At 64.8% G+C, this 4,603-nt stretch carries 5 protein-coding genes; 1 reads left to right on the top strand and 4 read right to left on the bottom strand.

Going from position 1 to position 4,603, the window contains the following annotated elements:
- The 4 genes from EN935_RS23275 to EN935_RS23260 form a co-directional block, all read right to left on the bottom strand.
- Positions 1–922, bottom strand: a 922-nt coding sequence (locus tag EN935_RS23275) for a CoA transferase (protein WP_164771282.1), incomplete at its 3' end; no start/stop codon positions are given.
- 15 nt (positions 923–937) lie between these two features.
- Complete coding sequence (locus tag EN935_RS23270) at positions 938–2,461, bottom strand: tripartite tricarboxylate transporter permease (RefSeq protein WP_127265470.1); 1,524 nt, start codon at positions 2,459–2,461, stop codon at positions 938–940.
- 4 nt (positions 2,462–2,465) lie between these two features.
- Positions 2,466–3,002, bottom strand: coding sequence for a tripartite tricarboxylate transporter TctB family protein (locus tag EN935_RS23265; RefSeq protein ID WP_126070514.1), 537 nt, complete (start codon positions 3,000–3,002; stop codon positions 2,466–2,468).
- 138 nt (positions 3,003–3,140) lie between these two features.
- A complete protein-coding gene (locus EN935_RS23260) occupies positions 3,141–4,118 on the bottom strand; it encodes a tripartite tricarboxylate transporter substrate-binding protein (RefSeq protein ID WP_127373645.1) in 978 nt (325 codons plus the stop codon).
- 184 nt (positions 4,119–4,302) lie between these two features.
- Between EN935_RS23260 and EN935_RS23255 the strand changes: the two genes are divergently transcribed.
- Positions 4,303–4,603, top strand: a 301-nt coding sequence (locus tag EN935_RS23255) for a helix-turn-helix domain-containing protein (protein ID WP_164771281.1), incomplete at its 3' end; no start/stop codon positions are given.

Below are 4,603 nucleotides of genomic sequence, written 5' to 3'. Positions count from 1 at the left end.
TCTCTTCCCAGTCTGCCGCCGGGGCGCTCGCCAGGGCGTCCTCGATCTCGGCTTTAAGCGCCGCACGGTTGTGCTTGCGCGTCTCGCGCTCGGCAAAGCGGGCATCCCCGGCCAGTTCCGGCCGGCCGATCAGCCGACACAGCGTCACGAACTGCTCCTGCTTGTTGGCGGCGATGTTGAGCAGCCCTCCGCCGGTGCGAAACGCACCGGAGGGTGCCGCGGTCATGTTCTCATTGCCCATTGGCTGGGGATCGACACCTGCGGTCAGATAGTTGGAGACCGGCCAGCCAAGTGCGGAAAGCGTGCATTCGAGCATCGAGACGTCGAGAAAGGCACCCTCGCCGCTCGTCTTCTGCCGCACCAGCGCCGAGGCGATGGCGAACGCGCCGACCAGTCCGCCAAGCGTGTCGGCGACGGGATAGCCGACACGCAGCGGTGCCGTCTCCGGCGTACCGGTGATGCTCATGATCCCCGACAGGCCCTGGATGATCTGGTCATAGGCGGGATTGTCGCGCATTGGCCCGGTCTGGCCGAAACCCGATATCGCGCAATAGACGAGGCCGGGACGGACAGCCTTCAGCGCCTCGTAGCCAAGCCCGAGCCGATCCATCACGCCCGGGCGGAAATTCTCCACCAGTGCGTCGGCGCTGGCGACCAGATCGAGGAAACGCTCGTGATCGGCTTGCTTCTTGAGGTCCAGCACCACCGATCGTTTGCCGGCGTTCTGCGCCAGGAACGAGGCGCCCATGCCGGCGCTGTTGAGCTCTGGCGAACCGCCGAGCTGGCGCGCCAGGTCGCCGCCTTGCGGCACTTCGACCTTGATCACGTCGGCGCCGAGCAGCGCCAGCTGATACGCGCAATAGGGGCCGGCCAGGACGTTGGTGAGGTCGAGGACGCGGATACCGGAAAGCAGTTCTGTCATGGCATCAAGGATCGATCAGGCATCGCCAGGCACATGCTCCGGTCCGCGCCGACGCCGATGCTCGATGAAGGCCCAGATATGCGGGCCGGCGAGACCGATGAAGGCGAGCGTCAGCAGCGTCAGCGACAGCTTGTGGGTGTAAAACACCGACCAGTCGCCATTCGAGATGGTCATCGCCCGGCGAAACTGGGTTTCGGCGAGTGGCCCCAGGATCATGCCGATGATGACGGGCGCGGTCGGGAAATCGAAACGCCGCATCAGGAAGCCGGCCGCCCCCAGCAGATAGAGGATGACGAGGTCGATGGGCGATTGCGAAATGCCATAGGTGCCGACCGTGGCGAACACCAGGATGCCGGCATAGAGCTGCGGCGCCGGGATTTTCAGCAGCCGCACCCACAGCCCGATCAGTGGCAGGTTGAGGATGACGAGGATGACGTTGGCTATGAACAGGCTGGCGATCAGCCCCCAGACGAGGTCGCCCTGGGTCGTCAGAAGCAGCGGCCCGGGATTGATGCCGTAGCTCTGGAATGCCGACAGCATGATCGCCGCCGTCGCCGAGGTCGGCAGGCCAAGCGTCAGCATCGGCACCAGCACGCCGGCCGCGGACGCGTTGTTGGCAGCCTCGGGGCCGGCAACGCCTTCGATGGCGCCGACCGTGCCGAACTCCTCCTTGTGCTTCGACAGCTTCTTTTCGATGGCGTAGGACAGGAAGGTCGGGATTTCGGCGCCGCCGGCCGGCATGGCGCCGATCGGGAAGCCGATTGCAGCGCCGCGCAGCCAGGGTTTCCACGACCGCCCCCATTCGGCTTTTGTCATGTAGAGCGAGCCCTTCAGCGGCACGATCTCGTCCTTGCCGGCATAGCGGCGCGAAGCCATGTAGAGCGTCTCGCCGACGGCAAACAGGCCAACGGCGGCAATGATGACGTCGACGCCGTCGAGCAGTTCGGTCATGCCGAAGGTGAAGCGTGGCTGGCCGGTCTGCAAGTCGACGCCGATCATGCCGATCACGAAGCCGGCAAACAGGCTGGTCAGGCCGCGCACAGAGGATGAACCCAGCACCGCCGAAACCGTGATGAAGGCCAGCACCATCAGCGAGAAATATTCGGCCGGACCGAAGGCCAACGCGAACTTGACCACCACCGGCGCCAGGAAGGCGACGCCCATCGTGCCGATCGTGCCGGCGACGAACGAGCCGATGGCCGAGGTGGCAAGTGCTGCCCCGCCGCGGCCGGACCGCGCCATCCTGTTGCCTTCCAGTGCGGTGACGATGGTGGCGCTTTCGCCGGGCGTGTTGAGCAGGATCGAGGTCGTCGAGCCGCCATACATGGCGCCGTAATAGATGCCGGCAAACAGGATGAAGGATGCTTCCGGCGCCACCTGGTAGGTGATCGGCAAAAGCAGGGCGATGGTCAGCGCCGGCCCGAGACCGGGCAGCACGCCGATGGCGGTGCCGAGCGTGGTGCCGAGCAGGCACCACAGAAGATTGACCGGGGTGAAGGCAACCGAGAAGCCGTGCGCGAGATGTCCGAGCGTTTCCATGGCGTCAGCCCCTCAACATGCCGATGAACGCGTCGATGACCGTGTTCAGCTGGTTCTCGATGAAGCCGGCGCCGATATTGACGCCAAGCGCCCTGGCGAAGCCGAAATAGGCGGCCAGCGCCAGGATCAGGCCGAGCACTGCGTCGCGCAGCGTGCGCTTGCTGCCAAAGCCGTAGCAGACCAGAACGAACATGATGATGGATGCCGCCGTGAAGCCGAGCGGCTGGATGAGCAGCAGATTGGCGATCAGGCCGATGACGACGAAACCCATCGCCTTCCAGTCTGTCGGCGTTTCCTTTTCCTCCTCCGGCTGCCAGCCGCCGCGAAGTGCGGCGAGGATAAGCAACAGCGAAAGCACCACCAGACCGACCATGGTGAGGTAGGGAAAGACGGTCGGGCCGACCTTCGAGTAGAGCGGCGACACCGGGATCGCCAGCGTCTGCCAGGCGACCGCGCCCGCGCAGGCCAGGAGCCCGACGCCGATCAACAATTCCGGCACGGCAAGGCGCGGCGGCGCCGCCTGCTGGTCGCTGGTGCTCATGATTGTCCTCCAGGGATAGCTGGCCCAATATGGTTGGCGAAGATGCCCGGCATCGCACCGCCGGTCCTTACCGCAGGTTCATGCCGGCTTTGCAGTCCATGCGAGAGGGGGCGGCGCGTGCCGCCCCTTCAGGGGAGATCAGGCGAGCCCGAGGTCTTTCAGGATAGCCTCGATACGCGCCGAATCCTCGGTGACGAACTTCGCATAATCGTCGCCGGTGAGAAGGATAGGCGTCCAGTTGCGGTTCTTGCATTCGGTCGCCCACGCATCGCTCTTGGCCATGGTCTCGACCAGCGTGATCATCGCTGCCTTGTCGGCATCGGAAACGCCGGGTGGTGCGAAGACGCCGCGCCAGTTGAACAACTCCACATCGATGCCGGCTTCCTTCAGCGTCGGCGCGTCGATGCCGTCCTGGCGCTTGTCGGCCGAGATGGCGAGCAGCCTGAGCGCACCCGCCTTGACCTGCTCTGAGAACTCGCCAAAGCCGGAGATGCCGGCCGCGACCTGGTTGCCGAGCAGCGCCGACAACGCCTCGCCGCCGCCAGCGAACGGCACATAGGACAGGTTTGTCGCCGGAACGCCAACCGTCTTGGCAATCAAGCCGAACAGGATGTGGTCGGAACCGCCGGCGGAGCCGCCAGCGACAGGAACCTTTGTCGAATCGGCCTTGAGTGCGGCGACGAAATCGGCGGCCGTCTTGAACGGCGACTCCGCCGGCACCACCAAAGCCTCGAACTCGCCGGTGAGACGAGCGATCGGGGTGACTTGCGTCAGATTGTTGGCAGCCTTGTTGGCGATGATGGCGCCAACCATGACCATGCCGGCAACCATCAGCGAATTGCCCTTGCCGTTCCACTGGCTGATGAATTGCGGCAGCCCGACCGTGCCGCCGGCGCCGCCGACATTGGTGATCTGCGAGCCGGAGATGAGCTTCTCGCTGCGCAGCACCTGGTCCATCGTACGCCCTGTCTGGTCCCAGCCGCCGCCCGGTGCCGCCGGTACGAAAATCTGGATCTGCGGTGCACCCTCGGCGAAAGCGGGGGTGAGATGAAGTCCTGCAAGGCCGGCAGCGCTCGCGGCCGCCGTGTTCATCAAAAATCTGCGTCTGTTCAGCATGGGATTCCTCCAGATCACGACACCTCCTCCGGTGCCTGCCAAACGCGCCTGCATTCACAGACCCGTGATCGAGTTCAAGCAGATGTTACCGAGTTCTGTCAACGGGAACGATATTCTGCTGGACAGAACGATCCAGTGGCGCGACAGAGTGACCCCGCTCGGGCTTCTCCGGACTGGAACCGCAATGGACTTACCAAGCAGACCGACTGATGCGGAAAACCGGCGTGCGTCCGCCGAAGGTGTTGCGGCACTTGATCGGGCGATCGCCATCCTCGATGCCTTCACCACCGCCGACCGCTCGCTCAGCCTGGCCGAAATCGCGGCGCGCACAGGCCTCTACAAGAGCACCATCCTGCGGCTGGCGAATTCCCTGCTGCGCGGACGATTGCTCGAGCGCCTCGACGATGGGCGCTACCGCGTCGGACCTGCCACGTTTCGGCTCGGTGCGCTCTACCAGCGTTCGGTGGTGGCGATCGATATCCTGT

Origin of the sequence: Mesorhizobium sp. M7D.F.Ca.US.004.03.1.1, from assembly GCF_003998635.1 — a bacterium.
Classification (GTDB): domain Bacteria; phylum Pseudomonadota; class Alphaproteobacteria; order Rhizobiales; family Rhizobiaceae; genus Mesorhizobium; species Mesorhizobium loti.
Note: the sequence above shows the minus strand (reverse complement) of the source record. Positions and strands in the feature narration are given on the sequence as shown.

Excerpts from the sequence above, each read along its gene's own strand:
- EN935_RS23270 (WP_127265470.1), bottom strand. The coding sequence starts at position 2,461 with ATGGAAACGCTCGGACATCTCGCGCACGGCTTCTCGGTTGCCTTCACC.
- EN935_RS23265 (WP_126070514.1), bottom strand. The coding sequence starts at position 3,002 with ATGAGCACCAGCGACCAGCAGGCGGCGCCGCCGCGCCTTGCCGTGCCG.
- EN935_RS23260 (WP_127373645.1), bottom strand. The coding sequence starts at position 4,118 with ATGCTGAACAGACGCAGATTTTTGATGAACACGGCGGCCGCGAGCGCT.